This is a genomic window from Streptomyces poriferorum, assembly GCF_019399235.1.
In the GTDB taxonomy this organism is placed as follows: Bacteria; Actinomycetota; Actinomycetes; order Streptomycetales; family Streptomycetaceae; genus Streptomyces; species Streptomyces poriferorum.
In genome coordinates, this window is record NZ_JAELVH010000173.1 from 1 (window position 1) to 17,576 (window position 17,576).

Below are 17,576 nucleotides of genomic sequence, written 5' to 3' on the forward strand. Positions count from 1 at the left end.
ACACCCGACCAGCCCGCCCGTGCCTCCCGCCGCCCCCTGGGCCGCGGGCCGGGCGGGCTGGTCGGGTGTCGGCATGGAGATCCAGGGTGCGACGGGACACGGGCGGCGGGCGGCGGCCCGTAAGGGTACGGGCCGCACCGCTCGGCCGGCGGCCGCCCTGCGGGCAGGCTACCGGCGCCGCACCGCTCAGCGGCCGCGCAGCCGCCGGACGAGGATGCTCGCGTCGCCCCGTGACTCCAGGTCCGCGAGCACCACGGCGACGGCCTCACGGACGATCCGCCCGCGGTCGACGGCGAGGCCGTGCTCGCCGCGCAGCACGAGCCGCGCGTGTTCGAGGTCCATCAGCTCTTCGGCGGAGACGTAGACCGTGATCTTCTCGTCGTGGCGCTCCCGGCCGCTGGGCCGCCGGTTCGCGCCGCGTCCGCCGCCTCGTCTGCGCTGCTGCTGGACGACGGGGGCGGGCACTGGTTCCTGCGCGGACGGCGGCTGCGGGCGGCGGCCTGCCTGTGCGGCCACCGCGACGCGGTCGTTCTCGCCGCCGCGGCTGCGCGAGCCGCCGGCGTCGGTGTCCGCCGCGGAGTGCTCCTCCCGCGACGAGGGAGCCGCGCCCTCGGAGGCTTCGGAGGCCTCCCCCGGCGTGCCGTCCCCGGAATCCGCCTCGTCGGCCGGAGCCGGTACCCGGTTCTCGCCGTTCGCCTTGCGCCGCCGCTCCGCGGGGGACGAGGACTGCAGCCCCATCCCCCCGGTGGTACGGAACAGTTCGTCGGCCCCGGGCAGACTCACTCGGCGTGACACCGGGCGAGCACCTCCCTGGCGAGCTGGCGATAGGCGGCGGCACCGACCGAGTTGGAGGCGTACGTGGTGATGGGCTCGCCGGCGACCGTGGTCTCAGGGAAGCGGACCGTGCGCCCGATGACCGTGTGGTAGACGTGATCGTCGAAGGCCTCGACGACGCGCGCGAGGACCTCGCGGCTGTGCACCGTACGGGAGTCGTACATGGTGGCGAGGATGCCGTCGAGCTCCAGGTCCGGGTTGAGCCGCTCCTGGACCTTCTCGATGGTCTCGGTGAGCAGGGCCACTCCGCGCAGCGCGAAGAACTCGCACTCGAGCGGCACTATCACCTTGTGCGCGGCGGTCAGCGCGTTCACGGTGAGCAGGCCGAGCGAGGGCTGACAGTCGATCACGATGTAGTCGTAGTCGGCCATCAGCGGCTTCAGGGCGCGCTGCAGCGTGGACTCGCGGGCGACCTCGCTGACCAGCTGGACCTCGGCGGCCGACAGGTCGATGTTGCTCGGCAGCAGATCCATGTTGGGCACGGCGGTCTTCAGGAGGACCTCGTCGGCCGCCATGCCCCGCTCCATGAGCAGGTTGTAGACGGTGAGGTCGAGCTCCATCGGGTTGACGCCGAGGCCGACGGAGAGGGCTCCCTGCGGGTCGAAGTCGACGAGCAGGACGCGCCGGCCGTACTCCGCGAGCGCGGCTCCCAGGTTGATGGTCGACGTGGTCTTGCCGACGCCGCCCTTCTGGTTGCACATCGCGATGATCTTCGCGGGGCCGTGATCGGTCAGCGGGCCCGGGATCGGGAAGTAGGGCAGGGGCCGACCGGTCGGGCCGATCCGCTCGCGGCGCTGCCGGGCGGCGTCGGGCGCAAGGGTGGCCGCGTACTCCGGATCGGGCTCGTACTCGGCGTCTGGGTCGTAGAAGTGCCCCTGGGGCGCTTCGTCGAAGTCGGCGAAGTGGGCGGTGTCCCGGCCACTCTCGTTGCCGGCCATGGCGTTCACGTGTAGGCCGTCCATCATCTGGGGGGCTGTCGTCATGTGCTGGTGGGTGGCGAAGGTGCGGACAGCGACGGAGCCGACAGCCTCCAGCCCGTTCGGGCTCTGGCCCCGCGCCGGCATCCCTGGATGAACACCCCCGGGAGTAAATGTCGACTCATTCACAAGTCGTCTTACCTCCTTGGACGTGACCAGGAAACTTATCGATAGGTCAGCGTGGCACCATGCCGACGATTGGCGACTCTATGGCGTGTCACCGGTCCGCAGCAACACAATCCGCCGGACCCGGCCCGTTGTGTCGGCAATCGAACACCCCGCTGTCAAGGGCGCGCAGCCCCCCGGGCGTACTTTTCGCGGGTGCACGAATCGGTTAAAGGGTTACGTTCGAGACGAGTTGCGCGCGGCCCCGGGGAGGCCCGGCATGCGTCCGGCCGGACCTTGCTCGGCAAGGTCCGGCCGGACGCGTGAGGTTGACGAAGGGTGTTGACCCGTCAGCCGAGAAGCGTGCTCAGTTCGACGTGGTCGAGGCCGTGCGCCTCGGCCACCTCGCGGTAAACGACCTGCCCGTCATGGGTGTTGAGACCCTTGGCGAGCGCGGCGTCACGGCGCAGCGCCTCGACCCAGCCACGGTTCGCGAGCTCCACGATGTAGGGCAGCGTCGCGTTGGTGAGGGCGTACGTCGAGGTGTTCGGGACCGCGCCCGGCATGTTCGCGACGCAGTAGAAGACCGAGTCGTGAACCATGAAGGTCGGCTCGGCATGCGTCGTCGGGTGCGAGTCCTCGAAGCAACCACCCTGATCAATTGCAATGTCGACAAGTACACTTCCGGGCTTCATCTTGGCGACGAGCTCGTTGGTGACCAGCTTCGGGGCCTTCGCTCCGGGGATCAGCACGGCACCGACGACGAGGTCGGCCTCGATGACGGCCTTCTCCAGCTCGAAGGCGTTGGAGACGACGGTCTGCACCTTGGTGCCGAAGATCTTGTCGGCCTCGCGGAGCTTGTTGATGTCCCTGTCGAGCAGCGTGACGTGGAAGCCGAGACCGACGGCGATCTGCGTGGCGTTCCAGCCGGAGACACCGCCGCCGATGACGACGGCCTTGCCGGCCGCGGTGCCCGGGACGCCGCCGGGCAGCACGCCCCGGCCGCCGACCGAACGCATCAGGTGGTACGCGCCGACCTGCGGGGCCAGCCGGCCCGCGACCTCGGACATCGGGGCGAGCAGCGGCAGCGCGCGGTTCCCGGTCTCGACGGTCTCGTAGGCGATGGCGGTGGTGCCGGACTCCAGCAGCGCGTCCGTGCACGCCCGGGAGGCGGCGAGGTGCAGGTACGTGAAGAGGGTCTGGTCCTTGCGGAGGCGGTGGTACTCCTCGGCGACCGGCTCCTTGACCTTCAGCAGCAGGTCCGCGGTGGCCCAGACCTCGTCGGCGGTGGGCAGGATCTGCGCCCCGGCGGCGACGTACTCCTCGTCCGTGATGGAGGAGCCGGCCCCGGCGTTCTCCTCGACGACGACCTGGTGGCCGTGACGGACGAGCTCGTGCACACCGGCAGGCGTGATCGCCACGCGGAACTCGTTGTTCTTGACTTCGCGGGGGATGCCGACCTTCACGTCGATCACGGTCCTTGGCTCAGAGGGTTATCCGGGCATAGCTATACATACCCGGATAGACACAGCGTAAATGGAGACACCGCGAACACCCGCGGCAGAGCCAGTCTAATGAAGGGCTTCTCGCTGTCTAGCCTTACAAAGCATTAATTTTCTGTCGTCGCACTACGGATTTCGTAGGCTGCGCTCTCCTCGCCCAGCAATCTCTCGGCCGCACCCCTGTGCAGGCCCGCAGCTGCGGGGTCTCCGAGGCGGTCGAGGGTGTCGGCCAGCCGGATCTCCAGCGCGGCCTGCAGCCGCAGGTCCTTGGCCTGCCGCGCCCACTCCACGGCCTCCCGGCAGGTCTGCAGCGACTCCTGCGGACGGCCCGCGTACTCCTGGACCCGGCCGACCTCGCTGAGCGCCCGCGCATGGGCGGGCAGATCGCCGAGCCTGCGGTAGCCGGCGGCCGCCGCCCGCCAGTTCCGCAGCGCCTCGCCGTACCGCCCCGCATAGGTGTGGACGGTGCCGAGGCGCCCGTAGAGCCTCGCCTCGTCGGCACGCTCGCCCTGGGTGAGGCGCTGGGCGAGCGCCCGGCCGTACCAGTCGGAGGCCCGGTGGAAGTCGCCCAGCTCCGCATAGGCGCCGCCCACGGATTCCATGGCGCGGCCGGTGGCGTACGGATCCTTCGCGGCCCGTCCGGCGTCCAGCGCCGCCCGGTAGCGGGCCAGCGCCTCGCGGGTACGGCCGGTGCCGGCGTCCAGATCGGCGAGGTTGAGGAGGGCGGCCGCCCGCTCCCGCGGCAGATCGCGCCGCTCCGCCACCGCCAGCACCAGGCCGTGCAGCCCGTAGAGCTCGGGCGCGGCCGCCTCGGTGCCTTCGTGCACGGCCAGCGCCCGTACCAGTGCGGCCACCAACCGCCTTGCCAGGGTGTCGAGTTCGCCGTCCTCGACGGCGATCCGGGCGGAGGCGATCAGTGCGGGCCTGCGGATCCGCAGCCAGGCGGCCGCCGCCTCGGGGCCGGGGAACCGCAGGGAGCGCGGCAGCCCGGCGAGCTTGCGCCGGGACGGGGAGCCCTCCGGTTCGGTGACCGCGCGGCAGGACTGGAGCAGGCGCACGGTGCGCTCCAGCATCCGGGCCTGCGCGAGCTGGATCTCGGCCGGGCGGTCCCGGTCCTCCAGCAGCGCCCGCAGCAGCGCCGCGAGGCAGCCCGGCACCTCGTACTGCGGCTGCTCGGCCCCGTCGCTGCGCAGCAGCCCCAGGCGCACGAAGTCGTCGAGGGTGGTCCGGGCGGCCGAGACGGAACAGCCGGCGAGCGCCGAGGCGGTGTGGGCGTCGGCGAGACCGGCCGGGGCGAGGGAGAGCAGACGCAGTATCCGGGCGGCGGTCGGCGGCAAGGAGTCGTGGACCAGACGGAAGGCACGGGCCAGCGGGCGGGCCCCGGCGGACTGCTCGGTGTCGTCCGGCAGGTCCCGCAGCTGTTTGGTGACATCGGCGACCGAGGCCGTCGGACGGGTGGCCAGCCATCCCCCGATCATGACGAGTGCGGCGGGCTGCCCGCCGCACTCCTCCGCCAGCGTCTCGGCCGTCAGCGGGTCGACGGTGATCCTGACCTGCCCGATCGCCGCGGCGAGCAGTTCGACGGCGGAGCCCGGGTCCAGGCCGCCGAGGGTGCAGGGCCGGACGCCGGGGATCCCCGTCAGCGGGCCCTGCGCGGTGGCGATGACGAGACAGTCCGGGTTGTCCGGCAGCAGCGGGTCGACCTGTTCGGCGTCGGGGGCGTCGTCGAGCAGCAGCAGCACACGGCGTACGGCGAGCGCCTCGCGGACCATCTCGGACAGTTCGTCCGCGTCCGCGCCGGGCGGCCCGGCCACGCCGAGCCCGCGCAGGAGTTCGCGCGCGGCGCGTTCGGCGGGGACGGCGCTGCCGCCGGGCTCGGTGAGCCGGACGCGGATCATCCCGTCGGGGTAGTCGCCCGCGGCGAGCAGTCTGCGGGCGAGTTCGTCCGCCAGTGCGGTACGGCCTGATCCCGGGCGCCCGGCGATCAGCAGGACCCGGGCCCGGCCGCTCTTGCGACCGGCCATGGTGTCCAGTCCGGCCCGTTCGATATCGGCCCGCAGTTCCTTCAACTCGCGCTCACGGCCGAAGAATCGGGGTGGTTCGACGGCGGCCGGCTCCTCGGTCCCCGCTGCCTCGGCCGGGCCGCTGGTGTCCACCGCCTGATCCGTCACGGGCCACGCTCCACTTCGCTGCACGCGTCGCCCGCCGGGACTCCGGTCAGGGCGTTCCGAGCGTAGTTCAGGCGGGTGGGCGATTCGGGTGGAGCGCGGCGGGGAGGTCCCCCGATCGGATCAGCATTTTTTCCGACCGGGGGAACGCCAAGAGGTACCGGGAAGCGCGCCAGGGCCCGCCCCCGACGTTCCCGTCAGGCCGTCAAGCCCTAAAGCCGTCACACCGTCAGGCCCTCAAGCCTGCACAGGCCCTCACAGGCCCTCAGGCCTCGAACGGCCGGGCGGGCCAGGGCGCCTCCGCGGGACGCAGCGAGTCGGCCCCGTCGCCCGCGAGCACCGCCGCGAGCGCGAGCGCCCCCACCACGAGGCAGTTGTTGTGCAGGTCCCCGGCGAGGGCACCCCGCACCAGCTCCCGGAGCGGCACCCGGGCCTGCTCCATGTCGGCCTCCTCCTCGGAGACGGCGAAGCGCTCCCCGTCCGCCTCGGAGATGTTCCGGGCGAGGAAGATGCGTACGGCTTCGTCGCAGCCGCCGGGCGTCGTGTAGACGTCGGTCAGCACCCGCCAGTCCTCGGCCTTGACGTACGCCTCCTCGTAGAGCTCGCGCTGCGCGGCGTGCAGCGGGTTCTCGCCGGGGACGTCGAGGAGCCCGGCCGGAATCTCCCACAGCTTGTGGCGCACCGGGTGCCGGTACTGGCGCAGCACGAGGACGCGGTCCTCGTCGTCGAGCGCGAGCACGGCGACCGAGCCGGGGTGGACCTGGTAGTCGCGGCGCGCGATCGTGCCGTCGGGCATCTCGACGTCGTCGGTGCGGACGCTGGTCTTGTTGCCCCGGAACGGAGTCTCGGTCGCGGTGACCGGCCATTCCTCGGGCGTGTCCTGGAAACCCATCTACGTCCTCCCACAAAAAACAGTGACCGGGGTACGCGTCCTCGAAGGATGCGTACCCCGGTCAACCGTAACGCCTGCGGGGATGCCGCTACTTAACCGGCTTGGCGCCCGTCTTGCGTGCGACGGCCGCCTTCACCAGGCCCGCGAAGAGCGGGTGCGGGCGGGTCGGGCGGGAGCGCAGCTCCGGGTGCGCCTGGGTGGCGACCAGGTAGGGGTGGACCTCGCGCGGGTACTCGACGTACTCGACGAGCTTGTTGTCCGGGGAGGTGCCGGAGAAGACCAGACCGGCCTTCTTCTCCAGCTCGGCCCGGTAGGAGTTGTTGACCTCGTAGCGGTGACGGTGGCGCTCGTCCACGTACGGCTGGTCGTCGTAGGCCTCACGGACCAGCGAGCCCTCGGCGAGCTTCGCCGGGTACAGGCCCAGGCGCATGGTGCCGCCCAGGTCGCCCGCGCCCTCGACGTAAGCCAGCTGCTCCTCCATCGTCGAGATGACCGGGTGGGCGGTGGCGGCGTCGAACTCGGTGGAGTTGGCGTCGGGGATCTCGGCGAGGTTGCGCGCCGCCTCGATCACGATGCACTGGAGGCCCAGGCAGAGGCCGAGGAGCGGCACCTTGTTCTCGCGGGCGTACTGGATGGCACCGACCTTGCCGATGACACCGCGCTCACCGAAGCCGCCGGGGATGCAGACGGCGTCGACGTCGCCGAGCTGCTTCTTGGCACCGGCCGGGGTCTTGCAGTCGTCGGAGGCGACCCACTTGACCTTGACGCGGGCCTTGTTGGCGAAGCCGCCGGCCCGGATGGCCTCGGTGACCGAGAGGTAGGCGTCGGGCAGGTCGATGTACTTGCCGACCAGGGCGACGGTGACCTCGTGGTCGGGGTTGTGGACGCGGTCCAGCAGATCGCCCCAGGTGGTCCAGTCGACGTCGCGGAACGGCAGGTCGAGCTTGCGCACGACGTAGGCGTCCAGACCCTCGGAGTGCAGCACCTTGGGGATGTCGTAGATCGACTTGGCGTCGGGGCAGGCCACCACGGCGGCCTCGTCGACGTCGCACATCAGCGAGATCTTGCGCTTGATGGCGGTCGGGACGTCACGGTCGGCACGGAGCACGATGGCGTCCGGCTGGATACCGATGTTGCGCAGGGCGGCGACCGAGTGCTGGGTGGGCTTGGTCTTGAGCTCGCCGGACGGGCCGATGTAGGGCAGCAGCGAGATGTGCACGACGAAGACGTTGTCCCGGCCCACCTCGTGGCGGACCTGGCGGACGGTCTCCAGGAACGGCAGCGACTCGATGTCGCCGACCGTGCCGCCGACCTCGGTGATGACGACGTCGACGTCGTCGGTGGCCATGCGGCGGATTCGGTGCTTGATCTCGTTGGTGATGTGCGGGATGACCTGCACGGTGTCACCGAGGTACTCGCCGCGCCGCTCCTTGGCGATGACCGTCGAGTAGACCTGGCCGGTGGTGACGTTGGCGGAACCGTCGAGGTCCACGTCCAGGAAGCGCTCGTAGTGGCCGATGTCCAGGTCGGTCTCGGCGCCGTCGTTGGTGACGAACACCTCGCCGTGCTGGAACGGGTTCATCGTGCCCGGGTCGACGTTAAGGTACGGGTCGAGCTTCTGCATGGTGACCCGAAGGCCGCGCGCCTTGAGCAGGGCACCGAGGCTGGAGGCAGTCAGACCCTTGCCGAGGGAAGAGGCGACACCCCCGGTGACGAAGATGTGCTTGGTCGTCGTGGATGTGGGCTGCATAGCCAAAGGGGGCTCCCGTGGTCGCGATCGTGAGGTGCGTACCGGCGTTCCCGTCCGGAGAATCCGGAGGTGCCGTCGCTGCGGTTCGGGGGCCTCGTCTGCTCTCGCTGACGACCACCGTCCACGGGCTACCAGGGTAACAGCGACGCGGGGAGCCTGCTTCCGGCCACTCCCGGCACAGCTGGGTCACGCGATCCCCGCACGTCCCTCACACCCCACTCGTTCGGCTCACCTCTGTTGTCAAGTGCGTCGCGCGGATCACCCGGGTGCGTCGTATCCTGCTCGGACACTCGCTCCGGGCGAGGTATGAGCTCGCAGGTTCCCCCACATCAACCCCCTGCAACGACCTCTTTACCCGCAGTAAGCGCCCTACGGGGCGACATGGCCGTTCGACTGGAGATGCACGTGGCCGGGCGCATCGAGGATTACGCACTCATCGGAGACATGCAGACCGCCGCCCTGGTCTGCCGGGACGGCACGGCCGACTGGCTGTGCCTTCCCCGCTTCGATTCACACGCCGTCTTCGCGGGACTGCTGGGCACCGAGGAGCACGGCTTCTGGCGCCTGGGACCGGCCCGCGCGGAGGGCACGGAACCGCCGTCGGCGGACCGTCGCCGCTATCGCGGGGACTCACTGATCCTGGAATCGGAATGGGACACGCCGCGCGGCACGGTCAGAGTGACCGACTTCATGCCGCCGCGCGACGGCGCGCCCCAGCTGATCCGGATCGTGGAGGGAATCAGCGGCCGGGTGCCGATGCGCTCGGAGCTGCGGATGCGGTTCAGCTACGGGCGTGTCACCCCGTGGGTGCACAAGGTGGACGGCCGTACGGTCGCCGTCGCGGGCCCCGACTCGGTCTGGTACGACACCCCCGCGGAGACGTACGGCGAGAACCTGACGACGTACTCGGACTTCACCGTGGCCCCGGGTGACCGGATCGCGTTCACCATCAGCTGGCAGCCCTCGCACCGCGAGCCGCCCGCGCTCCCGGACCCGGAGGGCTCCCTGGAGGCCACTTCGGACTTCTGGCGCGACTGGGTGGATCAGTGCACGTACCACGGCCCCTACCGCGAGGCCGTGGTCCGCTCGCTGATCACCCTGAAGGCCCTGACGTACGCGCCGACCGGCGGCATCGTCGCCGCGCCGACCACCTCCCTGCCGGAGGACATCGGCGGTTCCCGCAACTGGGACTACCGCTACACCTGGCTGCGCGACGCCGCGATCACCCTCTCCTCGCTGCTGCGCACCGGCTACCGCGAGGAGGCCCGCGCCTGGCGCGAGTGGCTGCTGCGAGCCGTGGCGGGCGACCCCGAGAACCTGCAGATCATGTACGGGATCGCGGGCGAGCGTGAGCTGGGCGAGGCCGAGCTGGAGTGGCTGCCCGGGTACGAGAACTCCGGCCCGGTCCGCGTCGGCAACGGCGCCGCGGGCCAGCTCCAGCTGGATGTGTACGGCGAGGTCACCGAGGCCCTGCACCTGGCACACATGACGGGGCTGACCCGCAACGACTACGCGACCGGTCTCCAGCTCAAGCTGATCGAGTATCTGGAGAAGCACTGGGACGAACCGGACGAGGGCATCTGGGAGGTGCGCGGTCCGCGCCGGCACTTCGTGCACTCCAAGGTGATGGCCTGGGTCGCGGTCGACCGGACGATCAAGCTGATCGAGTCCGGTGACACGGACGGGCCGCTGGAGAAGTGGCGCGAGCTGCGCGACGACATCCACCGGGACGTCTGCGAGCGGGGCTACGACAAGGAGCGCAACACCTTCACCCAGTCCTACGGGTCGAAGGAGCTGGACGCCTCCTTGCTGCTGATCCCGCAGATGGGCTTCCTGCCGCCCGACGACAAGCGGGTCATCGGCACCATCGAGGCGATCCAGCGCGAGCTGTCCACCGAGGACGGTTTCGTGCTGCGCTACCCCACCTCGGGCGAGAACGCGGGCGTGGACGGCCTGGAGGGCGACGAGGGCGCGTTCCTGGCGTGCTCGTTCTGGCTGGCGGACGACCTGGCGATGATCGGCCGGGTCGACGAGGCCCGCCAGCTCTTCGAGCGTCTGCTGTCCCTGCGCAACGACCTGGGCCTGCTGGCCGAGGAGTGGGACGCGCGGCTCCAGCGCCAGGTGGGCAACTTCCCGCAGGCGTTCAGCCACGTGCCGCTGATCGACACGGCGCTGCGGCTGACGGCGAGCGGGGCGTACGTGGGCTGAGGCACCGCGGATCCGGCCGGGTCGGCACAGCTCCCCGGGAGCCCCCGCTTTCCCGGCCGGACGGTGAGTGCACAGCTCCCCCGGAGCCACCGCCTTCCCGGCCGGACCGTGAGTGCACAGCTCCCCCGGAGCCACCGCCTTCCCGGCCGGACGCTGAATTCGGTTGCGGCGGAGCCGTTCGGCCCGGTGGGGTACTCCCGTGGACGGTACCGAGGAGCAGGAGCGACGGGCGAGGCCGGGCAGTGACCGTGTGGTCACGACGCGACCGGCTCCCTGGCACAGATCAGCGGTGCTCATCGCCCTGATGCTGGCCGCGTTCACCTTCAACACGGCGGAGAACCTGCCGATCGGTCTCCTCGAACTCATCTCCGAAAGCCTCCGGGTGTCCCTGTCGGCTGTCGGTCTCCTGGTCACCGGTTACGGCGTGACGGTGGCCGTTTCGTCCGTGCCGCTCGCCCACGCCGTGCGGGCCCTGCCCCGACGCCATGTGCTCACGGGACTGCTGGCCGCGCTGGTCGTGTCCAGTCTGGTCGCGGCGCTGACGAACTCGTACTGGCTGCTGCTCGCGGCGCGGCTGCTGACCGCGCTCGCCCAGGCACTGTTCTGGGCCGTGATGGGGCCGGCCGCGGTGGGCCTGTTCTCGCCCGCGGTTCGCGGGCGAGTGGTCGGGGCGCTCTCCATCGCCGGTTCGCTGGCTCTCGTGCTCGGTGTTCCCGCCGGGACCTGGATGGGCCGTCAGAGCGGCTGGCAGGTGCCGGTCGCTCTCCTGGCGGGTCCGGGGCTCGTCTCTCTCGTCACGATCGCCGCTCTGCTTCCGACATCGCGTCCGGAAGAGGAACACGCCGCCTACGGAACCCGACCCGACGCCCGCCGGTTCGCGACGGTGCTGGCGGCCGTGGTCCTGTCCGCCACCGGGGCGTTCACGGGATACACGTACGTCGTGAGGTTCCTGGGAGGCGTGAGTGGGTTCTCGCCGAGCGCGGTCGGCGCCCTGCTCGTGGCCTTCGGTGTCGCGTGTCTGGCCGGGGTGAGCATCACCGGAGCGCTCCTGGACCGCTTTCCGCAGGCATCGCTGACCGCTGCCGTCGCCACGCAGGCGGTGGGCATGCTCGGTCTGTACGCGGCCGGTGCCCGTCCGGTGGTGGCAGTGGTGTTCCTGGTGCTGATGGGCAGTGCGCTCGGGCCGGTGTTCATGACCACCCAGAACGCGATGCTGCACTGCGCACCGGGCCGCACGGACATGGCCCTAGCGGCGAACTCGGGCTCGTACAACGCCGGTATCGCGGCCGGCGCCGCGCTCGGGGGAATGATCCTGCCGCTCGCCGGCGTGCGGGGCACCTTCCTCGCCGGCGGGCTGCTGACCGTCGGGGCCTGGGTGGTGCTGGTCAGCGGGCGGCTGCTGCGCGGCAGGCCGGAGCCCGCCCGGTAGGAGCCGGCGGTGCCGTCGTGGGGCCACTGCGGCGGGTCGTCCACCGGCAGCGTGCGGTGCGCGACCGACGCCCCAGTGCCTTCGTCAGCAGGCCTCCGCCGCGGGGCCCGTCACGACCGGGCGGTTCCCCGAGGGCAGCCCCCACTCACTCCAGGAGCCGTCGTACACCGCCAGGTCGCGGTACCCGGCCAGCGTGGCGCCCAGCGTCAGGACACAGGCGGTGACACCCGATCCGCAGCTGAAGAGCAGCCGCTCCCGGTCCTGCGCCAGAGCGGTGAACGCGGCCCGCAGTTCCGCCGCCGGACGCATCCGGCCCTCGTGCTGGATCTCGCCGAAGGGCAGGTTGACCGCCCCCGGCATATGGCCGCCCCGCAGGCCCGCGCGCGGCTCGGGGGCACTGCCGCGAAAGCGCTCCCGGGACCGGGCGTCGAATACGGCGGACGCCGGGTCGGAGAGGGCGGCCGCCACCTCCTCGGCGCCCACGAGCAGTCCCGCGCCCGGGACAGCCGTGAAGTCACCGCGCTCCGGGAGCGCCGCGGGCGCTCCGCTCTCCGTCGGCAGTCCGGCGGCCACCCAGCCGGGCAGCCCCCCGTCGAGCACCGCGGCCCGGTCGAAGCCCATCGCCCGGAGCATCCACCAGGCCCGGGCGCTGGAGTAGATGCCCACCGCGTCGTAGACCACGACCGTGTCGCCGTCGTGGAGGCCCAGGGAGCGCAGCTCCTCGGTGAACGGCCCGGCATCGGGCATGGTGTGCGGCAGCGGCCCCGTGTGGTCGGAGAGCGCGCCGTCGAGGTCGAACGGCCGCGCCCCCACGATCCGCTCCGCGGTCCCCCGGTGCGCGCCGACCGAGGCGTCGAGGACCAGCAGCCCCGGCGACCCGAGCCGCCGGGCGAGCCAGTCGGCGCCGACGAGCGGGCCGGGCGGAGGGTCCTCGTGCGGCGGGCCGCCCGGGCGGCCCGCTCCAGAACCGTGACCGGCCCGGTCCCCGTAGGCCGGCGCCTCGTCGCCCATGCTTCCTCGCCCTCGTCCCGGTGTCGGAATTCTCAAGATCGCAGCGGGTGACGGCCCTGTCAACGGCGTACCGCCCCGACGAAGCCTCCGGAGCTCAGGGCCGGTACCTTCCTGACCAGGGCGACCGCGACCGTGCCGCCGCCCGGTCCGACCGACGTGAAGCGCGAGGCCAGAGTCAGTGGAGACCCGAGGCGGCATCACCGTGCAGCGTGCCCTCGAGCTGCCGGGGCTGCGCAGCGGACTGCCCGAGGTGGTGACCGGGGCCGAGCGGCTGGGCCGCACCGTGCGCTGGGTGCACGCGGGCGAGGTCCCCAACATCGCGTCGCTACTCAAGGGCGGTGAGCTGCTCCTCACCACCGGTCTGGGGCTCGGCACCCGCCCCGCCGAGCAGCGCGCCTTCGTCCGCCGGCTCGCCGACCGCGGCATCGCCGCCCTCGTGGTGGAGCTCGGTCCGCGCTTCAGCAGGTTGCCGTCGTCGATCGTGGACGCCGCCCGCGCGGCCGGGCTGCCCCTGGTCCAGTTGCACCGCGAGGTGCCGTTCGTGACGGTGACGGAGGAGATCCACACCGAGATCGTCAACGGTCACTACGCGCTCCTCCAGCAGGCCGAGGAGGTCCACCGACGCTGCACCCAGGCGCTGCTCGGTGGCGGCGGGGTGCCCCAGGTGCTCGGCATCCTGGCGGATTTCACGGCCAATCCGGTCTTCCTGGAGACGGCGGACGGCCAGCTGCTGTACGCGGCGGGCACCGAGTCGGGCCCGGTCTCCGCCGATCCGCTGCAGGTGTGGGACGGGATGCGCGGCGACCGTGCGGCCCGCGAGTCGCCGCCCGTCGGCGCGGTGCTCGTGGATGTGCCGGGCGGCGGTCCGGGGACCGGTTCGGTACGGGCCAGGCTGGTCCTGCTGGCGGTGGACGGGCCGTTGGTGCCGGTGCACCGGATGGCGGCGGAGCGGGCGGCGGGCATTCTCGCGGTGGTGCTGATGCAGGCCCGTCAGGAGGAGGAGCTCGCGGCGCGCGGCCGGGGCGACTTCCTCACCGATCTCGCGGAGGGCCGGATCGCCCCCGAGGACGCGCCGGCGCAGGCCCGCGTGCTGGGCTTCAGGCCGGGCGAGATGCCGCTGCTGCCGGTGGTTATGCGGCTGGCTCCGGAGCTCTCCCCCTCCGGCAACTGGGCCCTGCTGGCGCGCGCGGTGCTGGAGGAGCTGTCCTCGGTCGGCGTGCCGGTGCTGCTCGGCGTGCGGCCGGTGGAGGGCCGGGTGCCGCTGCTGCCCACGCTGGAGACCTATCTGGCCCATGCGGGCCGCAAGGCGGAGACGGCACGTGAGCTGCATCTGAACCGTCAGACGCTGTACAACCGGCTGGCCCGCATCGGTGAACTGCTCGGCACCGATCTCGACGACCCACAGGCCGTCCTGGCGCTGAGCCTGGCTCTGCGCGCCCGCCGCCACGCGACGTGACCGGCACCCTCAGCGAGTACGGGAAGCCGCCAGCGGCTGAGCCAACTCGTCGTACACGCTGAGCACTTGGGCGATCGTGTCGTCCTCGGTCGGCCAACTCGCAGCCTGCCGGAGGCCGGCGGCCGCCAGCCGGTCCCGTTCCGCCGGATCGCCGAGCAGGCGCGCCACGGCCCGGGCCAGCGCCTCCGCGTTCGCGTACGGCACGAGTTCCGCCGCGTCGCCCACGAGTTCGGGTACGCCGCCCACCGCGGTGGCGACCAGCGGCACACCGATCCGCAACGCCTCCTGGGCCAGCAGCGACCGCGCCTCCCAGCGACTGGACATCACGACCAGGTCGGCGGCGGCCAGGAGTTCGGGAATGTCGGTGCGGCTGCCGATCAGCGAGACGGGCAGGTCCTCGGCCTTGATCCGACGCCGCAGCGCGGCCCGCTCCCGTCCTTCGCCCGCGACGACCAGCAGGGGTACGGGATCGAGCCGCCGCCACATCCGTGCCGCGTCGAGCAGCGTGCCGTACCCGTGATGCGGTACGAGGCTGCCCACCGCCATGATCAAGGGCCGCTCCACCGCCCCGAGTTCGGCGCGCACCTTTCCGTCGGGCGCCGGCTCGGGAAGCGGCGGTACGGGAACGGCGACGGGCGCGAGGCGGGCGTCTCGCGCACCCCGGCGCCGGGCCCGGTCGACCAGGTCCGACGACGCGCCGAGCACCACCGACGCCGCGCGGGCGGCTCTCCGCTCCAGCAGGTGCACCAGCCGGCGGCGCGCGCCCTCGGCGTGGGTCCTGGTGTGCCAGGTGACGACCAGCGGTACCTGCCGGCCGCCGAGCGCCAGGGCGGCCCGCACGGCAGCGTGCAGTCCGTGCGCGTGCACGACGTCGGCACCCGCGCAGGCGGCCCGCAGCGCGGCGACGGCGGCGGGGTCACTGCGCCGCGGCACGGGCGCGAACCGGGCGCCCGTGGCTGAGAATTCGTAGGAACGGTCCAGTCCGGCCGGAGCACAGACGGTGACCTGCACGCCCCGCGCGACAAGTCCGGCAGCCAGCGATCCGACATGGGCGCTGCTGCCCGCACTGCCGCCGCCCAGCACTTGGACCGTACGCAGCTGTGACACGTTGAATGGCTCCCGGGGCTCCCGATTCGGGCGTGACGGCCTCACCCGCGGCCGTACGTACACCGCCAAGGATGCCAGTCCGTACGCACGTTCCGGCACGACCGAACCCGTACGCCGGTGCGCACCGCGACAAACCGGGCGCGGCGCACCACCCGCACGGGTGAATTCAGTGGAAGTCAGGACGCCGGGATCCCGCCCGTGCTGAGCGCCTGTCCGTCCGGCCCGCACCATGACGCGGAACGCCAGCCCGCCGGCCCGCGCCATGACACGGAGCGCCAGCCCGTCCGGCCCGTGTCATGACACGGAGCGCCAGCCCGCAGGTCCGCGTCGTGACGCGGAACGCCTATCCGTCCGCCCGCGCCGTGGCCAGCAGTTCCTCCGCGTGCGCCCGGGCCGTCTCGGAGTCCTCCTGGCCCGCGAGCATCCGCGACAGCTCCCGTACCCGGTCCTCGCCCTCCAGGACCGTGACACCGCTCCTGGTCACCGAGCCGTCCACGGTCTTCTCGACCAGCAGCTGACGGTCGGCGAACGCCGCCACCTGGGGCAGGTGGGTGACGACCACGACCTGGGCCGACCTGGCGAGCTTGGCGAGCCGGCGGCCGACCTCGACGGCCGCCTTGCCGCCGACACCCGCGTCGACCTCGTCGAAGAGATAGGTGGGTACGGGGTCGGAGCCGGCGAAGACCACCTCGACGGCGAGCATCACCCGGGACAGCTCACCGCCCGACGCGCCCTTGGCGATCGGGCGGGGCTGGGCGCCGGGGTGCGGGGCCAGCAGGAGTTCGACCTCGTCGGCGCCGGACGGCCCGTAGGCCACGTTGCGGCCGCCGATCTCGATGCCGGAGGCCTCGTCCGCCGCCTCGGTCTGCCGGATGTCGAAGGAGACGCGGGCGTGCGGCATGGCGAGGGAGGCCAGTTCCGCGGTCACCGCTTCGGCGAAGAGCGCGGCAGCCTCCGTACGGGCGTCGGTCAACGCCTGGCCGAGGCCGGAGAGTTCGGCGCGCAGCGCGTCCCGCTCCGCGGTCAGCTCGCCGATGCGGTCGTCGTCGCCCTCCAGCTCGGTCAGCCGGGCCACCCCGTCCTCGGCCCAGGCCAGGACGGCGGCGATGTCCACGCCGTACTTGCGGGTGAGACCGGTGAGCGCGGCCCGCCGCTCCTCGACCGCGGCGAGCCGCAGCGGATCGGAGTCCAGCTGGTCCGCGTACCCGGACAGTTCGCCCGCGACGTCGGCGAGCAGGATGGAGATCTCACCGACCCGGTCGGCGAGCGCGGCGAGCGCCGGATCGTGGGCGCGTACCCCGTCCAGGGCCTGCCGGGCGGCCGCGACGACGGTGGTCGCGTCGACGGCCTCCTGGTCCTCGGGATTGCCCGCCAGCGCGGTGTGCGCGAGCGCGGCGGCGGAGGCGAGCGCGTCGGCATGTCCGAGGCGCTGCGCCTCGGCGGCGAGCTCGGTGTCCTCGCCGGGCAGCGGTTCGACCGCGGCGATCTCGTTCAGCCCGAAGCGCAGCAGATCGGCTTCCTGGGCCCGCTCTCGGGCGCGCGTGGTCAGCTCGTCGAGCTCACCCGCGACCTCGCGCAGCCGCCGGTAGGCCGCCGCGTACTTGGTGTGGGGCACGGCGACGCCGTCGCCCGCGTACCGGTCCAGGGCCTGCCGTTGCCGGGCCGGCTTGAGCAGCCCCTGCTGGTCGGTCTGGCCGTGCACGGCGACGAGTTCGTCGGCGAGTTCGGCCAGCACTCCGACCGGCACGGATCTGCCGCCGAGATGGGCCCGGGAGCGCCCCTCCGCGGAAACGGTACGGCTGATGAGCAGCGCACCGTCCTCGATCTCGGCCCCGGCCTCCTCGGCCCGCAACGCCGCGGCGTCGCCCTCGGCCACCGTGATCCGGCCCTCGACGACAGCGGCCTTGGCACCGATCCGCACCAGGGCGGGATCGGCGCGTCCGCCGAGCAGCAGCCCCAGGCTGGTGACGACCATGGTCTTGCCCGCGCCGGTCTCACCGGTCACCGCGGTGAAACCGGGTGACAGCTCCACCACCGCGTCGTCGATGACTCCGAGCGACCGTATCCGCATCTCCTCCAACACGCACATGACCATACGAGGTTTCCCGGCCCGCGTGCACACGGGCCGCGGTCGAGG

The 17,576-nt window shown here is 72.2% G+C and carries 12 protein-coding genes; 3 read left to right on the forward strand and 9 right to left on the reverse strand.

The genetic code is table 11. From position 1 onward, the window contains the following. Positions 1-186: 186 nt before the first annotated feature. The 6 genes from JGS39_RS26330 to pyrG all read right to left on the reverse strand — a co-directional run bounded on the left by JGS39_RS26330 (position 187) and on the right by pyrG (position 8,228). On the reverse strand, positions 187-783 hold the full coding sequence (locus JGS39_RS26330; RefSeq protein ID WP_219572087.1) for a hypothetical protein: 597 nt from the start codon (positions 781-783) through the stop codon (positions 187-189). Beyond that, entirely contained in the window at positions 780-1,898 is a 1,119-nt protein-coding gene (locus JGS39_RS26335) for a ParA family protein (protein ID WP_148016031.1), read from the reverse strand. The genes JGS39_RS26330 and JGS39_RS26335 overlap by 4 nt, the downstream gene beginning before the upstream one ends. A 368-nt stretch (positions 1,899-2,266) precedes the next feature. Then, a complete protein-coding gene (gene ald / locus JGS39_RS26340; RefSeq protein WP_219572088.1) occupies positions 2,267-3,382 on the reverse strand; it encodes an alanine dehydrogenase in 1,116 nt (371 codons plus the stop codon). Between the two features lie 143 nt (positions 3,383-3,525). Next, the gene (locus JGS39_RS26345) at positions 3,526-5,589 is read right to left on the reverse strand and encodes a tetratricopeptide repeat protein (protein ID WP_219572071.1); all 2,064 of its coding nucleotides are present in this window, start codon (positions 5,587-5,589) and stop codon (positions 3,526-3,528) included. A gap of 262 nt (positions 5,590-5,851) precedes the next feature. After that, positions 5,852-6,478 (reverse strand): NUDIX domain-containing protein, encoded by a 627-nt coding sequence (locus JGS39_RS26350; protein ID WP_219572072.1) that lies wholly within the window; start codon positions 6,476-6,478, stop codon positions 5,852-5,854. Between the two features lie 88 nt (positions 6,479-6,566). Beyond that, complete coding sequence (pyrG, locus tag JGS39_RS26355; protein ID WP_148016028.1) at positions 6,567-8,228, reverse strand: CTP synthase; 1,662 nt, start codon at positions 8,226-8,228, stop codon at positions 6,567-6,569. 405 nt (positions 8,229-8,633) lie between these two features. Here pyrG and JGS39_RS26360 point away from each other — a divergent pair, with 405 nt between their 5' ends. Together JGS39_RS26360 and JGS39_RS26365 are read left to right on the forward strand one after the other, a co-directional pair. Further along, the gene (locus tag JGS39_RS26360; RefSeq protein ID WP_219572089.1) at positions 8,634-10,436 is read left to right on the forward strand and encodes a glycoside hydrolase family 15 protein; all 1,803 of its coding nucleotides are present in this window, start codon (positions 8,634-8,636) and stop codon (positions 10,434-10,436) included. A gap of 304 nt (positions 10,437-10,740) precedes the next feature. Beyond that, complete coding sequence (locus JGS39_RS26365; RefSeq protein WP_219572090.1) at positions 10,741-11,865, forward strand: MFS transporter; 1,125 nt, start codon at positions 10,741-10,743, stop codon at positions 11,863-11,865. A gap of 84 nt (positions 11,866-11,949) precedes the next feature. On the opposite strand, the gene JGS39_RS26370 is transcribed toward JGS39_RS26365, so the two are convergent. Beyond that, positions 11,950-12,876 (reverse strand): sulfurtransferase, encoded by a 927-nt coding sequence (locus tag JGS39_RS26370; RefSeq protein WP_219572073.1) that lies wholly within the window; start codon positions 12,874-12,876, stop codon positions 11,950-11,952. 178 nt (positions 12,877-13,054) lie between these two features. Here JGS39_RS26370 and JGS39_RS26375 point away from each other — a divergent pair, with 178 nt between their 5' ends. Further along, a complete protein-coding gene (locus tag JGS39_RS26375; RefSeq protein WP_219572074.1) occupies positions 13,055-14,332 on the forward strand; it encodes a PucR family transcriptional regulator in 1,278 nt (425 codons plus the stop codon). A 9-nt stretch (positions 14,333-14,341) separates the two neighbouring features. Here the strand turns inward: JGS39_RS26375 and JGS39_RS26380 are convergent, their stop codons facing one another. Further along, positions 14,342-15,439 (reverse strand): glycosyltransferase family 4 protein, encoded by a 1,098-nt coding sequence (locus tag JGS39_RS26380; RefSeq protein WP_219572075.1) that lies wholly within the window; start codon positions 15,437-15,439, stop codon positions 14,342-14,344. A gap of 343 nt (positions 15,440-15,782) precedes the next feature. Beyond that, the gene (recN, locus tag JGS39_RS26385; RefSeq protein ID WP_219572076.1) at positions 15,783-17,528 is read right to left on the reverse strand and encodes a DNA repair protein RecN; all 1,746 of its coding nucleotides are present in this window, start codon (positions 17,526-17,528) and stop codon (positions 15,783-15,785) included. Positions 17,529-17,576 lie beyond the last annotated feature (48 nt).

What these genes read in the sequence shown, in the direction of transcription:
- JGS39_RS26335 (WP_148016031.1), bottom strand. Translation starts at nt 1,898, where the DNA reads ATGCCGGCGCGGGGCCAGAGCCCGAACGGGCTGGAGGCTGTCGGCTCC.
- JGS39_RS26350 (WP_219572072.1), bottom strand. Translation starts at nt 6,478, where the DNA reads ATGGGTTTCCAGGACACGCCCGAGGAATGGCCGGTCACCGCGACCGAG.
- pyrG (WP_148016028.1), bottom strand. Translation starts at nt 8,228, where the DNA reads ATGCAGCCCACATCCACGACGACCAAGCACATCTTCGTCACCGGGGGT.
- JGS39_RS26365 (WP_219572090.1), top strand. Translation starts at nt 10,741, where the DNA reads ATGCTGGCCGCGTTCACCTTCAACACGGCGGAGAACCTGCCGATCGGT.
- JGS39_RS26370 (WP_219572073.1), bottom strand. Translation starts at nt 12,876, where the DNA reads ATGGGCGACGAGGCGCCGGCCTACGGGGACCGGGCCGGTCACGGTTCT.
- recN (WP_219572076.1), bottom strand. Translation starts at nt 17,528, where the DNA reads ATGTGCGTGTTGGAGGAGATGCGGATACGGTCGCTCGGAGTCATCGAC.